This is a genomic window from Streptomyces sp. AC627_RSS907 (assembly GCF_019049165.1).
In genome coordinates this window covers 1-576 of record NZ_JAGMUE010001476.1, presented here as the reverse complement: position 1 = coordinate 576, position 576 = coordinate 1, and the positions used below count along the sequence as shown (strand labels likewise).

Here is a 576-nt window from a genome sequence, read left to right as displayed (position 1 = left end):
GGCCAGACCTTCGGTGTCGACGACACCAGCAAGGACGGCAAGGTCCGGGTCCCCAAGGGCCGTTACCTGCTCACCGGCTCGATCAGCGGCAGCGACGAGAGCATCGACTGGATCAACCAGCCCAAGCTGGTCGTCGACAGGAACACCACGGCGACCCTCGACGCACGCACCACCAAGCCCGTCGACCTGACCGTTCCGATCCGGGACGCCACCTCGCTGCTCGCCTACGCGGAGATCGGTGTCACCGGGCAGAACGTGTCCTTCGGCTACGGCTACCTGCTGGACTCCTTCGCGAAGTTCAGGACCGCGCACCTCGGCCCGGCCGTCCCGGCCGGCGAGCTGACCCAGAAGTTCACCAGCAGCTTCCAGCGGGCGGGGAACGGCCCCACGTACCACGTGGCCTACGGCGGTTCCGTCACCAAGGCGCCGACCGGCTTCGTCCGGCACGCCAAGCCCGCTGACCTCGCCAAGATCACCGCCAGGCTGGGCGCGCCCGCACCGAAGAAGACGGGCGCCCTGTACGTCTTCCCTGTCATCGGCAATTCGGGTAGCTGGGTGGTCGGCATCCCCGTCAAG

At 68.1% G+C, this 576-nt stretch carries 1 pseudogene; it reads left to right on the top strand.

Annotated elements, in window-relative coordinates:
• Nucleotides 1-576 (top strand): annotated as a pseudogene (locus KUM32_RS42535) (peptidase S8); the annotation flags it as partial.